Source organism: Pseudomonas fragariae (ex Marin et al. 2024) (assembly GCF_059621105.1).
In genome coordinates this window covers 4364015-4382328 of the sequence record NZ_CM184369.1, presented here as the reverse complement: position 1 = coordinate 4382328, position 18314 = coordinate 4364015, and the positions used below count along the sequence as shown (strand labels likewise).

The 18314-nt window shown below is 61.5% G+C and carries 20 protein-coding genes and 1 riboswitch; of the genes, 15 read left to right on the top strand and 5 right to left on the bottom strand.

Annotated features, from left to right (window positions below):
* Positions 1 to 50 precede the first annotated feature (50 nt).
* On the bottom strand, positions 51 to 1379 hold the full coding sequence (locus AC54XV_RS18950) for a PQQ-dependent sugar dehydrogenase (protein ID WP_104652878.1): 1329 nt from the start codon (positions 1377 to 1379) through the stop codon (positions 51 to 53).
* A gap of 119 nt (positions 1380 to 1498) precedes the next feature.
* Positions 1499 to 1712: riboswitch (cobalamin riboswitch) on the top strand.
* 91 nt (positions 1713 to 1803) lie between these two features.
* Between AC54XV_RS18950 and cobO the strand changes: the two genes are divergently transcribed.
* The 13 genes from cobO to AC54XV_RS18885 all read left to right on the top strand — a co-directional run bounded on the left by cobO (position 1804) and on the right by AC54XV_RS18885 (position 12654).
* A complete protein-coding gene (cobO, locus tag AC54XV_RS18945) occupies positions 1804 to 2415 on the top strand; it encodes a cob(I)yrinic acid a,c-diamide adenosyltransferase (protein ID WP_003393737.1) in 612 nt (203 codons plus the stop codon).
* Between the two features lie 25 nt (positions 2416 to 2440).
* Positions 2441 to 3736 (top strand): cobyrinic acid a,c-diamide synthase CobB, encoded by a 1296-nt coding sequence (locus AC54XV_RS18940; RefSeq protein ID WP_024659858.1) that lies wholly within the window; start codon positions 2441 to 2443, stop codon positions 3734 to 3736.
* On the top strand, positions 3733 to 4383 hold the full coding sequence (gene bluB / locus AC54XV_RS18935) for a 5,6-dimethylbenzimidazole synthase (protein ID WP_003404272.1): 651 nt from the start codon (positions 3733 to 3735) through the stop codon (positions 4381 to 4383). Before AC54XV_RS18940 ends, bluB begins: the two co-directional genes overlap by 4 nt.
* Positions 4380 to 5288 (top strand): adenosylcobinamide-phosphate synthase CbiB, encoded by a 909-nt coding sequence (gene cbiB, locus AC54XV_RS18930; protein ID WP_487212800.1) that lies wholly within the window; start codon positions 4380 to 4382, stop codon positions 5286 to 5288. Before bluB ends, cbiB begins: the two co-directional genes overlap by 4 nt.
* Positions 5281 to 6285, top strand: coding sequence for a threonine-phosphate decarboxylase CobD (cobD, locus tag AC54XV_RS18925; RefSeq protein ID WP_024638869.1), 1005 nt, complete (start codon positions 5281 to 5283; stop codon positions 6283 to 6285). Before cbiB ends, cobD begins: the two co-directional genes overlap by 8 nt.
* Positions 6282 to 7742: a cobyric acid synthase gene (locus AC54XV_RS18920; protein ID WP_104652880.1), complete on the top strand. Its 1461-nt coding sequence runs from the start codon at positions 6282 to 6284 to the stop codon at positions 7740 to 7742. The genes cobD and AC54XV_RS18920 overlap by 4 nt, the downstream gene beginning before the upstream one ends.
* On the top strand, positions 7743 to 8264 hold the full coding sequence (gene cobU, locus AC54XV_RS18915; protein WP_024638871.1) for a bifunctional adenosylcobinamide kinase/adenosylcobinamide-phosphate guanylyltransferase: 522 nt from the start codon (positions 7743 to 7745) through the stop codon (positions 8262 to 8264).
* Positions 8261 to 9313, top strand: a complete 1053-nt coding sequence (gene cobT, locus AC54XV_RS18910) for a nicotinate-nucleotide--dimethylbenzimidazole phosphoribosyltransferase (RefSeq protein ID WP_060400084.1) — start codon at positions 8261 to 8263, stop codon at positions 9311 to 9313. The genes cobU and cobT overlap by 4 nt, the downstream gene beginning before the upstream one ends.
* Complete coding sequence (cobC, locus tag AC54XV_RS18905; protein ID WP_060400085.1) at positions 9310 to 9882, top strand: alpha-ribazole phosphatase family protein; 573 nt, start codon at positions 9310 to 9312, stop codon at positions 9880 to 9882. Before cobT ends, cobC begins: the two co-directional genes overlap by 4 nt.
* Before the next feature lies 1 nt (position 9883).
* Positions 9884 to 10615: an adenosylcobinamide-GDP ribazoletransferase gene (locus AC54XV_RS18900; RefSeq protein ID WP_060400086.1), complete on the top strand. Its 732-nt coding sequence runs from the start codon at positions 9884 to 9886 to the stop codon at positions 10613 to 10615.
* Between the two features lie 98 nt (positions 10616 to 10713).
* Positions 10714 to 11922: an MFS transporter gene (locus AC54XV_RS18895; protein ID WP_011268578.1), complete on the top strand. Its 1209-nt coding sequence runs from the start codon at positions 10714 to 10716 to the stop codon at positions 11920 to 11922.
* Positions 11919 to 12041, top strand: a complete 123-nt coding sequence (locus AC54XV_RS18890) for a hypothetical protein (protein WP_032611050.1) — start codon at positions 11919 to 11921, stop codon at positions 12039 to 12041. Before AC54XV_RS18895 ends, AC54XV_RS18890 begins: the two co-directional genes overlap by 4 nt.
* Positions 12042 to 12102: 61 nt before the next feature.
* Positions 12103 to 12654, top strand: a complete 552-nt coding sequence (locus AC54XV_RS18885) for a glutathione peroxidase (RefSeq protein ID WP_003404262.1) — start codon at positions 12103 to 12105, stop codon at positions 12652 to 12654.
* 290 nt (positions 12655 to 12944) lie between these two features.
* On the opposite strand, the gene AC54XV_RS18880 is transcribed toward AC54XV_RS18885, so the two are convergent.
* The 3 genes from AC54XV_RS18880 to AC54XV_RS18870 all read right to left on the bottom strand — a co-directional run bounded on the left by AC54XV_RS18880 (position 12945) and on the right by AC54XV_RS18870 (position 15473).
* Positions 12945 to 14228: an OmpP1/FadL family transporter gene (locus AC54XV_RS18880; protein ID WP_024652837.1), complete on the bottom strand. Its 1284-nt coding sequence runs from the start codon at positions 14226 to 14228 to the stop codon at positions 12945 to 12947.
* Between the two features lie 239 nt (positions 14229 to 14467).
* On the bottom strand, positions 14468 to 14686 hold the full coding sequence (locus AC54XV_RS18875) for a hypothetical protein (protein ID WP_002554588.1): 219 nt from the start codon (positions 14684 to 14686) through the stop codon (positions 14468 to 14470).
* A gap of 481 nt (positions 14687 to 15167) precedes the next feature.
* Positions 15168 to 15473, bottom strand: coding sequence for a hypothetical protein (locus tag AC54XV_RS18870; RefSeq protein WP_003404260.1), 306 nt, complete (start codon positions 15471 to 15473; stop codon positions 15168 to 15170).
* A gap of 755 nt (positions 15474 to 16228) precedes the next feature.
* Between AC54XV_RS18870 and AC54XV_RS18865 the strand changes: the two genes are divergently transcribed.
* Both AC54XV_RS18865 and AC54XV_RS18860 read left to right on the top strand, forming a co-directional pair.
* Positions 16229 to 17593: a DNA recombination protein RmuC gene (locus tag AC54XV_RS18865; RefSeq protein ID WP_161429162.1), complete on the top strand. Its 1365-nt coding sequence runs from the start codon at positions 16229 to 16231 to the stop codon at positions 17591 to 17593.
* A gap of 199 nt (positions 17594 to 17792) precedes the next feature.
* A complete protein-coding gene (locus AC54XV_RS18860; protein ID WP_003418154.1) occupies positions 17793 to 17915 on the top strand; it encodes a PA1414 family protein in 123 nt (40 codons plus the stop codon).
* 86 nt (positions 17916 to 18001) lie between these two features.
* Here AC54XV_RS18860 and AC54XV_RS18855 read toward each other — a convergent pair whose 3' ends face one another.
* Positions 18002 to 18304 carry a hypothetical protein gene (locus AC54XV_RS18855; protein WP_024638875.1) on the bottom strand — a complete coding sequence of 101 codons (303 nt, stop codon included), beginning with the start codon at positions 18302 to 18304 and terminating at the stop codon, positions 18002 to 18004.
* Positions 18305 to 18314 lie beyond the last annotated feature (10 nt).

Sequence of the window (18314 nt, the reverse complement as noted above, 5' to 3'; positions counted from 1 at the left end):
ATGATCTCAACTATCGTGCAACGCTCTGCGTCAAACCTCTACGCTCGGCGTTACTGAGCAGCCTTGGCGGATGTCACGCGCCAGATCTTGTTGCCGACATCGTCGGCCACCAGCAATCCGCCGCGCTGGTCATTGACCACGCCAACCGGGCGACCCATGGCTTTTTCATCCTTGTTGAGGAAGCCGGTCAACACATCGACCGGGGTGCCGTTGGGTTTGCCGCCGCTGAATGGAATGAACACCACTTTGTAGCCGCTGTGCGGTTTGCGGTTCCAGGAGCCGTGCTGGCCAATGAACAAGCCTTCGTTGAACGGTGCAGCCAGTGTCTTGCCGTCGGCGAACACCAGGCCCAGCGAAGCGGTGTGCGGACCGACTGCGTAATCCGGGGCAATCGCCTTGGCGACCAGTGCCGGGTTCTGCGGCTTGACGCGCTCGTCGACGTGCTGGCCGTAATAGCTGTAAGGCCAGCCGTAGAATGCGCCGTCCTGCACCGAGGTCACGTAGTCAGGCACCAGGTCGCTGCCGATCTCGTCGCGCTCGTTGACCGCCGTCCACAGTTTGCCGGTCTTCGGTTCCCAATCCATGCCGTTGGGGTTGCGCAGGCCGGACGCGAAGATCCGGTGGTTACCGGTAGCCGCGTCCACTTCCCAGATCGCCGCACGACCTTCTTCCTTGTCCATGCCGTTCTCGGCCACGTTGCTGTTGGAGCCCACGGTCACGTACAGCTTGCTGCCATCCTTGCTGGCGATGACGTTCTTGGTCCAGTGGTGATTGAGCGTGCCACCCGGCAGGTCGACCACTTCGGTCGCTTGCGCGCTGATCGAGGTCTGCCCGGATTCATACGGGAAGCTGATCAGGCGGTCAGTGTCGGCCACATACAGCTTGTTGCCCACCAGGGTCATGCCGAACGGCGAATTGAGGTTTTGCAGGAAAACCGTGCGCGTCTCTGCCACACCGTCCTTGTCCACGTCACGCAGCAAGGTGATGCGGTTGGCGCTGGGCACACCGGCACCGGCGCGGCCCATGACTTTTTCCATCACCCAGCCGCGAATGCCTTTGGAATCATCCGGTTTGGCGGGCGAATTGGTTTCCGCCACCAGCACGTCACCGTTGGGCAGCACATACAGCCAGCGCGGGTGGTCGAGGTTCTCGGCGAACGCAGCCACTTGTGTGCCCGGCGCGGCGACCGGCCTGGCGCCTTTTTCCCAGCCTACGGCAGGGGCGATGTTGACGGTCGGAATCAGCGTCTTGTTGGGCTCCGGCAGCTTGGGCGAGGGGCCTGTTCCATCCGAGACTTGCAGGCTCGACGACTCGCCGCAGGCAGCGAGGCCGCCGGCGACCAGCAGCAACACTGCGTAGTGGGGTCTGAGTTTGAACATGATCGATCTCCATTAACAAAGGCGTGGTCCAGTAACTGATAGAGGCACCGCCAACCCGCTAGGTTCAATCACGTTCCGCGGCGACGGTGTCGATTGACGCTCCCGGTCCAACCCTCTACCCTTCGCGGTTTGTTTCAGGTGCTCTGCAATCCTCGATTGGCAGAGTGAAACAGGGAAGCCGGTGTGGGTCGACAGATCCGATCCCGGCGCTGCCCCCGCAACGGTAAATGAGTCAAGGCTGTGCCTGACGCCACTGTGTTTCGACATGGGAAGGCGCGCAGCCGGGGTGACCCGCTCATGAGCCCGGAGACCGGCCTGAATCATTCAATGACATCACGGAGGGTGATGTTCTGTGCAGGGCGTTGCCGTGCTGTCCAGTGCTGTCCTTCCGTCTGTTGTCGCCTGCCCCGAGCGGAGAACCCAGATGAACGAATCCCCCGAACGCGACGAACGCCATCTGGCGCGCATGCAGCGCAAGAAAGCCTTCATGGACCAGCGTATTGCCAGCTCGCCCAACGAGTGCGGCCTGCTGCTGGTGTTGACCGGCAATGGCAAGGGCAAGAGCAGCTCGGCGTTCGGTATGCTCGCCCGGGCCATGGGCCACGACATGCAGTGTGGCGTGGTGCAGTTCATCAAGGGCCGCAACAGCACGGGCGAAGAAATGTTTTTCCGCCGTTTCCCCGAGCAGGTGCGCTATCACGTGATGGGCGAGGGCTTCACCTGGGAAACCCAGGATCGCCAGCGTGACATCGCCGCCGCTGAGGCCGCCTGGGCCGTGTCTCAGGAAATGCTTCGCGATCCGGCCATTGGTCTGGTGGTGCTCGACGAACTGAATATCGCCCTCAAACATGGCTACCTCGACCTCGAACAGGTGCTGAGCGATCTGCAGGCACGTCCGCCGATGCAGCACGTATTGGTGACTGGCCGCGGTGCCAAAGCCGAATTGATCGACCTGGCCGATACCGTTTCCGAGATCGGCGTGGTCAAGCACGCGTTTCAGGCCGGTATTCGTGCGCAGAAAGGTATCGAGCTGTGAACCCTTCATCATTGAGCGCATTGCAATGAGAGCCCCGCGTGATTGCCCGGCGGTACTGATCGCTGCGCCTGCCTCCGGGCAAGGCAAAACCACGGTGACCGCTGCACTGGCACGCCTGCACCGCAACCAGGGGCGCAAGGTCCGGGTGTTCAAGTGCGGCCCGGACTTTCTCGACCCGATGATTCTCGAGCGGGCCAGTGGCGCGCCGGTCTATCAACTCGACATGTGGATGGTCGGTGCCGATGAAAGCCGTCGCCTGTTGTGGGAAGCGGCTGACGAGGCCGACCTGATTCTGATCGAAGGGGTCATGGGCCTGTTCGATGGCACGCCGTCGAGCGCCGACCTGGCCCGGCATTTTGGCGTGCCGGTACTCGGTGTGATCGACGGCACGGCCATGGCGCAGACGTTTGGCGCACTGGCGCTGGGCCTGGCGCGCTATCAGCCTGATCTGCCGTTCGCCGGCGTGCTGGCCAATCGCGTCGGCACGGTACGCCATGCGCAGTTGCTGGAGAACAGCCTGACCGAAGGCCTGCGCTGGTACGGCGCCCTGTCCCGGGAGGTCGGCTTCGAATTGCCCAGCCGCCATCTGGGGCTGGTCCAGGCCAGTGAGCTCAATGATCTGGACGTGCGTCTGGACATGGCGGCTGCGGCGCTGGCCAGCACCTGCGAAGTGGCCTTGCCGCCGGCCGTGACCTTTACTGCGCCCGACCCGGTGCAGGTCGAGCCGCTGCTGCGCGGCATCCGCATCGCCATCGCGCGCGACGAAGCCTTTGCCTTTCTGTATGGCGCGAGCCTGGACCTGCTGAGGAACATGGGCGCCGAACTGAGCTTCTTCTCGCCGATCCATGATCGCGAGCTGCCCGACGCCGACAGCCTGTACCTGCCAGGCGGCTACCCGGAGCTGCACCACGTCGCGCTGGCCGCCAATGGCACGATGCAGGCTTCGATCAGGGCTCACCATATTGCCGGCAAGCCGATTCTCGCCGAGTGCGGCGGCATGCTCTATTTGCTCGAAGCCTTGACCGATGTCGAGGGCGTGCGCGCCGAACTGGTCGGCTTGCTGTCCGGTGAAGCGGTCATGCAGAAGCGTCTGGCCGCGCTGGCCTTGCAAGCCGTCGAGCTGCCCGAGGGCACGCTGCACGGTCACACTTATCACCATTCGCTGACCAGCACCGAGCTGCAGCCGATTGCGCGTGGCGTCAGCCCCAATGGCGGGCGCGGCGCAGAAGCGGTCTATCGCCTGGGTCGCCTGACCGCGTCCTACGTGCATTTCTATTTTCCTTCCTGCCCTCAGGCGATCGCGGCGCTGTTCAAACCATGACCGAGCAAGCGTTCAGCCCCGAAGAGCGGGCTGCGGTGTACCGCGCCATCGCCGAACGTCGCGACATGCGCCACTTCATCGGCGGCACGGTCGCGCCCGAGCTGCTGGCACGTGTGCTGGAGGCCGCGCATCAGGCCCCCAGCGTCGGGCTGATGCAACCGTGGCGCTTCATCCGCATCAGCGACCCGCTATTGCGCGGCAGGATGCAGGCGCAGGTAGAGCAAGAGCGTATCCGGACCGCCGAGGCGCTGGGTGAGCGCACCGACGAATTCATGAAGCTCAAGGTCGAAGGCATCAACGACTGTGCAGAAGTGCTGGTCGCCGCGCTGATGGAAGGGCGTGAGCAACACATTTTCGGCCGGCGCACCTTGCCGGAAATGGACATGGCTTCGCTGTCCTGCGCGATCCAGAACCTGTGGCTGGCCTCGCGTGCAGAAGGCCTGGGCATGGGCTGGGTGTCGCTGTTCGACCCCGAGGCGCTGGCCGAACTGCTGGGCATGCCTGACGGCGCCAAGCCGTTGGCGATCATTTGCCTGGGCCCGGTCAAGGAATTTTATCCCGCGCCAATGCTGGTGATGGAAGGCTGGGCGCAGGCGCGTCCGCTGCATGAGTTGCTGTACGAGAATCAATGGGGAGTGAGTCAATGAGTGTGGCGCTGCTGAGCGTCGCCGGGGTCGCGCTGGATGCGCTGCTCGGTGAGCCGAAACGATGGCATCCGCTGGTGGCGTTCGGCAACTTCGCCAGTCGGGTCGAGCAGCGTTTCAACAGTGGCGGCCGTGGCTGGCGCAGTCACGGCGTTACCGCCTGGGTCATCACTGTTGTGCCGCTGACGTTGCTGGCCACGCTGCTGAGCTGGTTGCCTGGCGTGGGCTGGCTGTTCGAGATTCTGGCGCTGTATTGCGCGCTGGGCATGCGCAGCCTGGGCGAGCACGTTCAGCCGGTGGCGCAAGCGCTGCGCAGTGATGATCTGATCGAAGCACGTCAGCGCGTCGGTTATCTGGTCAGTCGCCAGACCACTGAGCTGGACGCTACCGAAGTCGCCCGCGCTGCCACCGAGTCGGTGCTGGAGAACGGTAGCGATGCGGTGTTCGCTGCGCTGTTCTGGTTCGTGGTGGCCGGTGCGCCCGGCGTGGTGCTGTACCGGCTGAGCAACACGCTGGACGCCATGTGGGGCTACCGCAACGAGCGCTTTGAGCGTTTTGGCTGGGCTGCGGCGAAGATCGACGATCTGCTCAACTATATTCCCGCACGTCTTGTGGCATTGACCTACGCCTTGCTGGGCAAGACCCGACTGGCGCTGCGTTGCTGGCGCACACAGGCTCCGGCCTGGGACAGTCCGAATGCCGGTCCGGTGATGGCCGCTGGCGCAGGCGCGCTGGGTGTCGAGCTGGGTGGCGCGGCGATCTATCACGGCGAGCTGCATCAGCGTCCGCAACTGGGCGACGGTGCGCCTGCCGATGCGGACTCGATCGATCGCGGCTGGCAACTGGTGCAGCGCGGCGTGTGGTTATGGCTGCTGGTCATCTGCGTGGCGGCTGAATTTTATGCTTGAGCACGGCGGGCGGTTGCGCGCGGCGGCGCAGCATTACGGTATTCATCTGGCCGACTGGCTGGACCTGTCCACCGGGATCGCACCCTGGTCGTGGCCCATCCCGGAGATCCCGACGCGTGCCTGGGCGCGGTTGCCCGAGACCGACGATGGTCTGGAAGCGGCGGCCTGCACTTATTACGGCGTGACCCGGTTATTGCCGGTGTCCGGTTCGCAGGCTGCGATTCAGGCGCTGCCGCGGGTGCGCAGCGCAGGGCGGGTCGGCGTTCTGTCGCCCTGCTACGCAGAGCACGCGCATGCCTGGCGCAAGAACGGTTTCGTGGTGCGTGAGGTAGGTGAGCAGGAGGTCGAATACTTCCTCGACAGCCTGGACGTGCTGGTGGTGGTCAACCCCAACAACCCGACCGGCCTGCACCTGAGCGCCGAGCGCCTGCTGGAGTGGCATGCGCGACTGGCTGAGCGCGGTGGCTGGCTGGTCGTCGATGAAGCGTTCATGGATAACACGCCGGGCATGAGCCTGGCGGCCGAGACGTGGCGCACCGGGCTGATCGTCCTGCGTTCGTTTGGCAAGTTTTTCGGCCTGGCCGGCGTCCGGCTCGGTTTTGTCATGGCCGAACCGGTGTTGTTGAGGATGCTGGCGCAGGAAATCGGCCCCTGGTCGGTCAGTGGGCCAACCCGGATCATCGGTCAGGTGTGCCTCAGCGATCAGCAGGGGCAGGCGCGTCAGCGTGAGCGCTGTGAGCAGGCCCGCGACCGGCTGGTGGCGCTGCTCGACCAGTACGCCCTGACCCCGCAAGGCGGCTGTGCGCTGTTTCAATGGCTGGTGACCCCTGAAGCGCAGACGCTCTATGAGTTTTGTGCGCTGCGTGGCGTGCTGCTGCGCCTGTTCAAGGGTGATTCCCCCGAGTCGTCCAGTCTGCGTTTTGGCCTGCCCTGCGACGAGGCCGACTGGCTGCGGCTGCACGATGTTCTGCTTGAATACCGCAAGGAATACCCATGAGCACGCTGATGGTACAAGGCACCACCTCCGATGCCGGCAAAAGCACCCTGGTGACGGCCCTGTGCCGCTGGCTGACCCGCCAGGGCGTCAAGGTCGTGCCGTTCAAGCCGCAGAACATGGCGCTCAACAGCGCGGTGACCGCAGACGGCGGCGAGATCGGCCGCGCACAGGCCGTGCAGGCGCAGGCGTGCTACCTCGAACCGCACACCGACATGAACCCGGTGCTGCTCAAGCCCAACAGTGACACCGGCGCGCAGGTGATCATTCACGGCCGCGCCGTGACCACCATGAACGCGGTGGCGTATCACGGCTATAAAGAGATCGCCATGCAGGCGGTGCTGGAATCGCATCGGCGCCTGGGTGAAAGCTATCCGGTGATCGTGGTCGAGGGCGCGGGTTCACCGGCCGAGATCAACCTGCGCGCCAACGATATCGCCAACATGGGATTTGCCGAGGCGGTCGACTGCCCGGTGCTGCTGATTGCCGACATCAATCGTGGCGGGGTGTTTGCCCATCTGGTCGGCACGCTAGAGTTGCTGTCGCTCAGCGAGCAGGCGCGGGTCAAGGGTTTCATCATCAACCGTTTTCGTGGCGACATCGCCTTGTTGCAGCCGGGCCTGGACTGGCTGGAAGCACGCACCGGCAAGCCGGTGGTTGGCGTGCTGCCCTATGTGATGGATCTGCACCTGGAGGCCGAAGACGGCCTGGACCAGCGTCAGACCGACAAGGTCGAGCATGTGCTGAACGTGGTGGTCCCGGTGCTGCCTCGCATCAGTAATCACACCGACTTCGACCCGTTGCGCCTGCACCCTCAGGTCAATCTGCAATTCATCGGGCCCGGCAAGGCGATTCCTCCTGCGGACCTGATCATTCTGCCCGGCTCCAAGAGCGTGCGCAGCGATCTGAACTACCTGCGCAACAATGGCTGGGACACCGCCATCGCTCGGCATTTGCGTTACGGCGGCAAGCTGATGGGCATCTGCGGCGGCCTGCAAATGCTCGGTGAGCAGGTACACGATCCACTCGGGCTGGAAGGCGCAGCCGGGTCCAGTGCCGGGTTCGGCTTGCTGGCCATGAGCACGGTGCTGGAAGCGGAAAAGCAACTGCGCAATGTGCGCGGTCGTCTGACCCTGGAAGATGCCGAGGTCAGCGGTTACGAAATTCATGCCGGCGTAACGACAGGGCCGGCGCTGGAGCAGGCTGCCGTGCAACTGGACGATGGGCGTTGCGATGGCGCGCAGAGTGCCGACGGGCTGGTGCTGGGGACTTACCTGCACGGCCTGTTCGAATCACCTGCTGCGTGTAGCGCGTTGCTGCGCTGGGCGGGGTTGGCGAACGTGCAATCCGTCGATTATCACGCCCTGCGCGAGCGTGACATCGAACGTCTGGCGGACCTGGTGGAAAAGCACCTTGACGGCCCATTGCTTCGCGAACTGTGTGGCCTGGAGGCGAACTGAATGCTGCAATTGATCCTCGGCGGCGCGCGTTCCGGCAAGAGTCGCCTGGCGGAAAAACTGGCCGCCGACAGCGCGCTGGAGGTGACCTACATTGCTACCAGTCAGCCGCTGGACGGCGAAATGAATCAGCGTGTTGCCAGCCATCGCGCACGCCGTCCCGAGCACTGGGGATTGGTCGAAGAACCGATCGAGCTGGCGCGGGTGCTGCGCGAAAAGGCGGCGCCCGATTGCTGCCTGCTGGTCGATTGCCTGACTCTCTGGCTGACCAATCTGCTGATGCTCGACAACCCCGAGCGCTTGCTTCAAGAACGTGAATCCCTGCTCGACAGCCTCGCCGGGCTGCCGGGTGAAATCATTTTTGTCAGCAACGAAACCGGGCTTGGCGTCGTGCCGCTCGGCGAACTGACCCGTCGCTATGTCGATGAAGCCGGCCTGTTGCATCAAGCGCTGGCCGAGCGTTGCCAGCGTGTCGTGTTGACCGTTGCCGGCTTGCCCCTGACGTTGAAAGGAACCGCGCTATGAGTAATTCCTGGTGGCTCAAGCCTGCACAGGCTATTGATGTGCCGATGCGCGAGGCGGCACTGGCCCGTCAGCAGCAACTGACCAAACCCGCCGGATCACTGGCGCAACTGGAGCGCCTGGCGGTGCAACTGGCCGGTCTGCAGGGGCGTGAGCGTCCGGCCGTCGATCAACTGTGGATCGCGATTTTTGCCGCTGATCATGGGGTCGTCGCAGAAGGCGTGTCGGCGTACCCACAGGAAGTCACCGGGCAGATGCTGCACAACTTCGTCAATGGCGGCGCCGCGATCAGCGTGCTGGCGCGTCAGCTCTCCGCACAACTGGACGTGGTCGATCTGGGCACCGTGTCGCCAATGGATCTGCCCGGGGTGCGCCATCTGCGCATTGGCGCGGGCACCGCCAATTTTGCCCATGGGCCGGCCATGAGTGTCGAGCAGGGACTCGCCGCCCTGCAGGCCGGGCGTGACAGCGTATTGCGCGCCAAGGCTGTCGGCACTGAACTGTTCATCGGTGGCGAGATGGGCATCGGCAACACCACCGCCGCCAGCGCAGTTGCCTGCTCGCTGCTGGAGTGCGCCGCGCCGTTGCTGGTCGGGCCGGGCACCGGGCTGAACGCCGAGGGCATTCAGCACAAGACGCGTGTCATCGAGCGCGCACTGGCCTTGCACGCCGAGCAGGCCGGTGACCCGTTAAACAGCCTGTTCTGCCTGGGCGGCTTCGAAATCGCTGCGCTGACGGGTGCGTACCTGGCCTGCGCGCAGGAAGGTATCGCGGTACTGGTCGACGGTTTCATTTGCAGCGTGGCCGCGCTGGTGGCGGTACGCCTGAACCCTTCCTGCCGTAACTGGTTGTTGTTCGGTCATCGGGGCGCCGAACCGGGCCACCGGCATCTGCTGGAAACGCTGCAGGCCGAACCGTTGCTGGACCTCGGTTTGCGTCTGGGCGAGGGCAGTGGTGCCGCACTGGCAGTGCCGCTGGTGCGCCTGGCGTGCGAGCTGCACAACGGCATGGCGACATTTGCCGAAGCGGCTGTGGCGGACCGCCCCGCATGACCTTGCACCTGGACTTGTTGCGTCACGGCGAAACCGAACGGGGCGGCGGCCTGCGCGGCAGCATCGACGACGCTCTGACCGAGCCTGGCTGGCAGCAGATGCGTGCGGCAGTGGCCGGTGGCGGACCGTGGACGCGGATTGTCAGCTCGCCGCTGCAACGTTGCGCACGTTTCTCCGAAGAGCTGGCGCAGCGCTTGTCGTTGCCCCTGCACTTGGAGCCCGGCTTGCAGGAGCTGCATTTCGGCGACTGGGAAGGGCGCAGCCCTGCGCAACTCATGGAAACCGATGCTGAGGGCCTGGGTCTGTTCTGGGCGGATCCTTATGCGTTCACACCTCCCAATGGCGAGCCGGTAGTGGATTTCTCGAACCGGGTATTGAGTGCCGTTGAGCGTCTGTATCAGGCTTATGCCGGTGAGCGCGTGTTGCTGGTCAGTCATGGCGGTGTCATGCGCCTGCTGTTGGCGCAGGCGCGTGGCCTGCCACGTGAGCAACTGTTGCAGGTGGTGGTCGGGCATGGCGCGCTGTTGTCGATTCAGGTCGCTGCTGATCGCGTACTCACGGAGGTCTGAGATGCTGCCGTTCTGGATCGCCCTGCAATTTCTCGGCAGCCTGCCGATCAGGCTGCCCGGCATGCCGAGCCCCAAAGAGCTGGGGCGTTCCTTGCTGTTTTACCCGTTGGTGGGGGCGGTGTTCGGCACGCTGCTGCTGGGCTTCAACACGCTGCTCAGTGGTACGCCGCTGATGCTGCACGCTGCGCTGGTACTCACTGCCTGGGTGTTGCTCAGCGGCGGCTTGCATCTGGACGGTCTGGCCGACAGTGCTGACGCCTGGCTGGGCGGCTTCGGTGACCGTGAACGCACCCTGAAGATCATGAAAGACCCACGCAGCGGGCCTATCGCCGTGGTCACGCTGGTCCTGGTGTTGCTGCTCAAGTTTGCTGCGATTCTGGCGCTGATCGAGAGCCATGCCAGTGTCTGGCTGCTGTTGGCGCCGGTGATCGGGCGCGCGGCCATGCTTGGGCTGTTTCTGGGGACGCCGTATGTGCGTTCCGGCGGGCTGGGGCAGGCGCTGGCTGATCACCTGCCGCACGGCCCTGGACGCAAGGTTTTGCTCGCCACCGCCATTGCGTGCGTGCTGCTCGCCGGCTGGTCGGGGGTAGACGTATTGCTGGTCTGCGCCGTCTGTTTCTTCTGGTTGCGGCAGCTGATGATGCGCCGTCTGGGCGGATGCACCGGCGATACGGCCGGGGCATTGCTCGAGCTGCTGGAGTTGGCGGTGCTGCTGACGCTGGCGTTGCTTTGAGACCCTGCGCAACGCTTTGTTGACAGCTTTTACCGGCAGCGCGTAGCTTCGCCAATCGCGGGTAAAACCATGTAACACACAGCGCAGGGAGCTCAACCATGACATCGATCTGGCGTACCAGTGGCTGGGTTCTGCTGGGGAGTGCGCTGATTCTTGCGCTTTCACTCGGTACGCGGCACGGCTTCGGTCTGTTTCTGGCGCCCATGAGCGCCGAGTTTGGCTGGGGACGCGAAGTCTTTGCCTTTGCCATCGCTCTGCAGAATCTGATGTGGGGCCTGGCACAGCCCTTCGCCGGGGCGCTGGCAGATCGATTCGGGGCGGCGAAAGTCGTCTTCGTCGGCGGTGTGCTGTATGCCGCAGGTCTGTTGTGCATGAGTACCGCCGATTCTTCCCTCAGCCTTTCATTGAGCGCCGGTCTGCTGATCGGTATCGGTCTGTCCGGCACATCGTTTTCGGTCATCCTGGGGGTCGTGGGGCGTGCGCTGCCTGCGGAAAAACGCAGTATGGGCATGGGTATCGCCAGCGCAGCCGGCTCATTCGGTCAGTTCGCCATGCTGCCCGGTACATTGGGCCTGATCAGCTGGCTGGGCTGGTCCGGCGCCTTGCTGGTGCTGGGCGTGATGGTGGCGTTGATCCTGCCTCTGGTGGGCATGCTCAAGGATACGCCGAGCGTATCCACCGGCGTCGAGCTGACCCTCGGCGAGGCGCTGCGTGAAGCGTGCTCGCATTCGGGGTTCTGGCTGCTGGCACTGGGGTTCTTCGTCTGCGGCTTTCAAGTGGTATTCATTGGCGTGCACTTACCGGCGTATCTGGTGGATCAGCACCTGCCCGCCAAGGTCGGCACTACAGTGCTGGCCCTGATCGGCCTGTTCAATATCTTCGGCACCTACACCGCAGGCTGGCTGGGCGGGCGCATGTCCAAGCCCCGGCTGCTGACCGTGCTTTACCTGTTGCGCGCGGTAGTAATCGTATTGTTTCTGTGGATACCCTTGAGCCAGACCACGGCGTATCTGTTCGGCGTGGCGATGGGCTTGCTGTGGCTGTCCACCGTGCCGCTGACCAACGGTACGGTCGCGACACTGTTCGGTGTGCGCAACCTGTCGATGCTGGGCGGCATTGTCTTTTTGTTTCACCAGTTAGGCGCCTTCCTCGGTGGCTGGCTGGGCGGGCTGGTATATGACCGTACCGGCAGCTACGACCTGATCTGGCAAGTCTCGATACTCCTGAGTCTGCTCGCCGCGGCACTCAACTGGCCGGTGCGCGAGCGCCCGGTGGAACGCTTGCAGGCGCAGGGCAGTCTGGCATGAGTCGGCGCTGGCCGTTGCTGGCGGCGCTGCTGGTGGGCGCGGTGGTGCTGGGATTGCTCTTGTGGGCCTGGCAGCATGTCGGGCTGGCCGCATTGCAACTGGGAATGGGCGCTTGCTAGGCAGACGCTCCGGCATGCGGTAGCGTGTCGGCAGACGACAACAATATCCAGGGCCGCCATGATGAAACTTCGCTTTTTTTCGATCCCTCTTTTGCTGCTGGCCATGAGCGGTGCTGCCATGGCTGCCGACTGCCCGCCGTTGCTGCAAGGCGAGTTGCCCAAGCTGCGCGCCAAGGAAAACATCGACCTGTGCAAGCGCTTCGCCGGCAAGCCGCTGGTGGTGGTCAATACTGCCAGTTTCTGCGGCTTTGCCCCGCAGTTCAAAGGCCTTGAAGCGCTGAGTCAGCGCTACAAGGGGCAGGGGCTGGAGGTGTTGGGCGTGCCGTCCAATGACTTCAAACAGGAAGCCAAGGATGGTGAGGAGACCGCCAAGGTCTGTTACGTCAACTATGGCGTGACCTTCACCATGACCGAGCCGCAGGCAGTACGCGGTGATGATGCGACCCATTTGTTCAAGGTGCTGGCCGAGCAGAGCAGTGCGCCGCGCTGGAACTTTTACAAGTACGTGGTTGATCGTCAGGGCAAGGTCATCGCCAACTTCTCCAGCATGACCAAGCCGGATGATCCGGAGCTGATCGCAGCCATTGAGAAGGCGATTGCGTCTAAGCCTTAGGGGACAAAAAAGGGCGGCTTGAGTCTTGTCTGAATCGACCTGGCATCGCAGAACCCTTGTGTGACGCAGAGCGCCACATAGAGGACGCAGAGCGTCCAGAACTGCATGCCGACGCGGAGCATCGGCACGATAGTCAATCAATGGCGCGGAGCATTGGCACGATAGTCAGTCAATGACTCGGAGTATCTGCACGCTAGTCAGTCAATGCAGGTCTGAGAGCTCAAGGCGCGCAATAAAAAGCCCGCAACCATTACGGGTTGCGGGCTTTTTTTCAGCCTGGCAGTTGCTTATCAGAAGCGATAGGTAACCGAAGTGCCCAGGCCGTGAGCGGTGTTACGGTAGTCGGCGCTGTACGAACCTTTGGTCGCGCTGGAATCGCGGATCTTGGTTTCGTCTTCACGCAGGTACGAGTACGCCACGTCGATGGTCAGGTCGTCGGTCGGGCTCCAGCCTGCACCGAAGCTGATGATCTTGCGATCGCCCGTCGGGATGCGTGGGGAGCGGTTGACGTTGTTGGTCGGCGACTGATCAACGGAGAAACCGGTACGCAGCGTCCACTCTTTATTGACCTTGTACGAAGCACCGATGGCGTGCGCCCAGGTGTCGTGCCAGTTCTGCTCTTCAGTAATGGTGCCGATTGGGCCGGCAGAACCGCCCAGTAAGGCAGGGACGCCATCGTTGTTGACGGTGATGTCTTGCAGGCGGCTCCAGCGAGTCCAGGTGCTGCCGGCATAGACCGTCCAGTTTTCGTCGATCTGCTGGGTGATGGAGAAGTCCACGGACTCGGGTGTGGAGATATCCAGCGAAGCGTCATACTTCTGGCCGCCGAAAGGACCGAAACCCGAACCTTCGATCTTGGTCTTGCCCTTGAGCTTGTAATCGACCTTGGAGTGGTAAGTCAGGCCCAGGCGAGTGGTGTCGGTAGCCTGCACCAGAATACCGGCATTGAAGCCGATTGCGGTGTCATCGCCTTCGATCTTCACTTTGCCGTCGTTACGGCCCGGTGTTGCGGCGTTCAATGTTGCCGAGGTCAGTTCACCGTCGATACGGTTGATCGTCGGGCCGAAACCGATGGACACCTTGTCATTGAATGCATAGCTGACAGTCGGCTGGAAGGTCACGACCTGGACGTGACTCTTGTCACCCCAGTAGCGGCCAGCGAAGCCTTTTTCGTAATCGGTGACCAGGCCGAACGGTACGTACACGCCCAGACCAAATGCCCAGTGATCATCGATTGGTTTGACGTAATAGCCCATGGGTACGCCGACCACCGGAACCATATCGCCGTCGTTGCTGCCGCCAAATGTGCCACGACCATTGTCGATATCGGTCTTGGCGATCACGGCAGCTGCACCCACGCTGATTTGTTCACGTTTGAGGCGGGACATACCGGCAGGGTTGCCGAATACGGTGCTTGCGTCATCGGCTGACGAGGAGCGACCTGCAAAGCCGGTGCCCATGCCGCTGATGCTTTGTTCGTTGAGGGCAAAGCCGGCAGCGAGCAGTTGAGAAGAAGCCAGACCCAGTGCGAGTCCAAGCGTTGTCCGGTTCAGTGCTTTTGTCATTATTTTCATTATTAGAACTCCTTGTTGTTCACCGCTCGAAAATTACCAACATTTTCGATGGCGCGCTATAGGCTGAGGAGCCCGATTTAGAGCTATTCTTGTAGGACAATCCCGCCGCAGGAGTAGGACCTGCGAATTAGCGCAGGCCCAGAGCCTTATCCTTGCGTAATGCCGCCGTTATAAAGCGCGCATAAAAAAAGCCCCGCCTTTGCAGTGCGGGGCTTTCGGCTTGCGGTGCAGCGTTTTCGTCAGGCGATGAGGGCCTGACGGGTACGCTCGATCACGGCCTGCAGCGGTTCGGCGCTGGCGTACTGATCGGGGTACAGGCGTTCGCTGTGGCGGGCGATGCCGTGTTCATTGACGATGGTGAAACTGAAGCAGCCTTTGCGAGCGGCCATGATCAGGCAGTTCATCGGGGCAAAAGCGTTGGTCAATGTGTGAATTGCATGTTGAGTCTGAGTATTCATATTCAAGGTGTTTCCTGAAGCAACACGGAACAATACCGTGCAAAAATAAAGATTCCAGTAAACGCGGGCCGACATTTGATACAAAAGCCTGGCTGGGCGGAGAACCTGACTGGAACAAAGACAGGCAGTTGAAGCGCGCTTTATCGTATGGCGCTCTGGCTGACCGGTAGGTACTTAGGAGGGCAGGCAACACAACAGGAGCAAAGGTTCTACGCTCCGGGTGAAGATCCTGATCAATTGCAGGCTGGTTGAAGCAGAGCATGAGAGCCATGACTGCACTGTCACCCCAAATGGTGAATCAGCGCGAAAGGTTCATGTCTGGAAACCATCGAGGTGGTCGATCCCTTGTTGCCAACATTCTCGTCGCATGGAGGAGTGTCTGTCGGGGGACTTGTCGACCGGAATTGATTTTCAGCTTGGTACTAACGGCGGCGATATTACTCGCCCCATCAGAACATTGCAAGTAGCAGTGAACAAATCTTCACCAGTGTCCGGCCAGCCGATAAATCAGTACGGTGACTGACGCCACCATCGAGCAGCCCAGCAGATAGGCGGCGACGGTAAGCCGCAGCGACCTGCGGCTTTCGATGGCGCGCATGATATCGCCTGTCGCGTTGATACGCCCGTTGCTCAGGTCACCGCAGATGATCAGCATCAGGGCGATCGCTGACAGCAGCACGCTGTAGGCGAACACGCCGCCGTCCGGGGGTGGCAGGACGATACTGACTGCCAGGGCGACCAGGCAAACGGCCAACAACAGCAGGAAGAACTTGGCGATCTCCTTCATGGGTCCCTTCACTGAATCGTTGGTAAATTAGAGTGAGGTGCATTTTTGCCAGTGCTTGGACCGCAACTTGTGCAATTTGTCGCCTGCGTCGCTTTCATTGCCCTGAATAATGCGCGAAATGGGTCGTCAGTCATGTCGGTCCAGCACCTGAAAACCTGCTGAAAGCCTTGTATTCATTGAGAATGCGATGCGTTCGGGAACGCAAAATATGATGCATGAAATGACCAAAAACGGCCTTGATGAGGAGTTGTGCACATTAGCGGCACAAGCTGCCACATCACTGTCACAAGCGAAGCTAAGGGTTTGATTTATGATGGTGAATTATTAAGTCAATGAAAAACATCGTTTTTTTTAGCTGGTGAAAAAATCGTCAGTTTGAGCGCAGGCCCCATGCTGCTTGCGTTTGCGCAAGTTAAAGGGGGGTTGTCCACTGAGTTATCCACAGCTTCTGTGGATTGTCCCGAGGAAAATGTCCCCCTAATAGGGGCTGTGCGCTGCGCTGAAAACGCGTACAATCCGTTCCCCCGATTTATGCCCGCCTGTTGATTTCGTCTCGCCCGAGACGGTGTTTCTGCTGCACTATCCGCACGCCCTACCCAAACTGCCGCTGGCCGTTATTATTCAGCCCGCATGGAGTCTTTATGGCACTGGACCTGAACAGCCTGTTACTGGGGCTCGCCGCAGCAGCGCTGCCCTTGCTGGCTCTGCTCTGGCATCTGCAGCGCCGTCTGGCCGCTCGTCAGGCCGAGAGCGCGCTGCTCGATGAGCGTCTGAGCATGGCGCAAATGGCGCAGGAAGGTCTCAATGCCCAGTTGGATGCGTGTCGTGACGAGGTCAGCGACCTCAGTCAGGCCAATGCGGCCAAGCAGGCTGATCTTGCCGCGTTACGCCGCGAGGTCGAGTTGCTGCGTCAGGAAAGCGATAACGCGCGCGAAACGGCCCAGGACTGGAATCATGAGCGTGCCGCCAGAGAGGCAGAACTGCGTCGTCTTGATGCGCAGTGTGCGGCGCTTAACGCTGAGCTGCGTGAACAGCAGGATGGCCATCAGCAGCGCCTGAACGATCTGCAGGGTTCCCGTGATGAGCTGCGTGCACAGTTCGCCGAATTGGCGGGCAAGATTTTCGATGAGCGCGAGCAGCGCTTCGCTGAAACCAGCCAGCAGCAGTTGGGCCAATTGCTCACGCCGCTCAAGGAGCGTATCCAGTCGTTCGAAAAGCGTGTCGAGGAGAGTTACCAGAACGAAGCGCGCGAACGCTTTTCCCTGGCCAAGGAACTTGAACGTCTGCAGCAGTTGAATCAGCGGTTGAGTGATGAGGCGACCAACCTGACACGCGCCTTGAAGGGGCAGAAGACCCAGGGCAACTGGGGCGAGCTGATCCTGGAGCGTGTGCTTGAGCATGCCGGGCTTGAAAAGGGTCGTGAGTATCAGACGCAAATCAGCCTCAAGGGGCCGGACGGCGAACGCTTTCAGCCTGACGTGTTGATCATGTTGCCGGGCGACAAACAGGTGGTGGTCGACGCCAAGGTCAGCCTGACGGCCTACCAGCAATATGTGTCTGCCGATGATGAAGTCATTGGTCAGGCTGCGCTGAAGCAGCACGTACTGTCGTTGCGTAACCATGTCAAAGGCTTGTCGGGCAAGGATTACAAGCGTCTCGAAGGGCTGCACAGTCTGGATTTCGTTCTGCTTTTCGTGCCTATCGAGGCCGCCTTTTCCGCCGCCCTGCAGGCCGAGCCGAATTTGTTCCAGGAAGCCTTCGACCGCAACATCGTGATTGTCAGCCCTACGACCCTGCTGGCCACCTTGCGGGTGATTGACAGCCTGTGGAAGCAGGAGCGTCAGAGCCAGAACGCCCGTGAGATCGCTGAGCGGGCAGGCTGGCTGTACGACAAGTTCGTGTTGTTCATTCAGGATCTGGATGAGGTCGGCAACCGCCTGCAACAGCTGGACAAGGCCTATTCGGCGGCGCGCAACAAGCTGACGGAAGGGCGCGGCAACCTGATCAGCCGCAGTGAACAGCTCAAACTGCTGGGCGCGCGCGCGAGCAAGAGTCTGCCTGCCGATTTGCTGGAGCGGGCGATGACCGATAATGATGGCCTGATCAGCCCGCCTGACTGAGCCGTACGACTGCCCGGCGTAATGTTCAGTAACAGGCCGTCCGTCGCAAAGACTAGAAGCTACGCTGCACAAATGTCACATTGACTCCATCGGGAAAATTGTTTCCCGTTGCACTCGGCTAACAGTTCATTTGCTTCTATGATCTCTAGTGAGTGATGAGTACGGATCGACTGCCGAGTATTTCCCTCAAGGGGGCTCTATGAATAGCAAACTGCAAGAATGGCTCCACGATGTAGGCGTTGCATTGGGTTTGATAGAACGCCCAAAACTGCAACCCATTCCGGTTCGTGCCGACGATGATCGTCGCCGCCAACGCCGGTAAGCTTCTCGCCTGACCCTCGCTACAGGGTAATGCGCATGTTGAGTTTCGTCGGGGCGCACAGGGCGTCCCGATACAAGGGCTGGCGTTCAATGCTGGTGTCCTGTCTCTTCCCCCGGCTTTGCTGATCCCTTTTTCGCCTCCTGCAATAAAAAAATCAGCTCGATGATCCTGTGCAGCGCAAACTGCTCTGGTCTGGTGATTGCCTGTGTTCTGATGGCTTCAGGGAGGGTGAAATCGAAGGCTTCCTCCAGCGCGAGGAAAAACAGCTCGATATCATCGTCATCAAGGGTCAGATCGACGAAGGTGGCGTCATCCTGAATGGCGCTCTTGTCCACTAGAATGATGCCTAGGGCGTCGAACACCTTTTGCCTGATCTCTTCGCGATTCATGAAAGCCCCT